General features: G+C 63.9%; 1 protein-coding gene. It reads right to left on the bottom strand.

All coding sequences use genetic code 11. The annotated features are described in order from the left end of the window. Positions 1-288 (bottom strand): hypothetical protein (locus KVT32_RS29785; RefSeq protein ID WP_217619395.1); only part of this gene is annotated, 288 nt, incomplete at both ends.

Below are 288 nucleotides of genomic sequence, written 5' to 3'. Positions count from 1 at the left end.
CGCCGGCCAGCACGCCGAAGCTGGCAATCAGGTTGCCCAGGTTGGCGCCGTACACGCCCGCGGTGGTGCCGTACTGGCCGTTGGTCGGTTTCTGGTACATGCGGATGGTGCCGCCGGTGAACTTGAAGGCGCCGCTGAAGTTACCGGTGCCGTAAGCTACGAAGGTCGCGGTGATGTTGCCGCCAGCGAAGTTCTGCGGGAACAGCATGCCGTTCGAGTCGGCTTGGACGATGTTGAACACGGCATGTTCACGGAACGAGAAGCTGGTGCCGCCGGTCGGGGTCAGCT

Origin of the sequence: Achromobacter sp. GbtcB20, assembly GCF_019091095.1 — a bacterium.
Taxonomy (GTDB): Bacteria; Pseudomonadota; Gammaproteobacteria; order Burkholderiales; family Burkholderiaceae_B; genus Achromobacter; species Achromobacter mucicolens.
The sequence above is the reverse complement of the archived record's forward strand: the minus strand, read 5'-3'. Positions and strand labels throughout refer to the sequence as shown.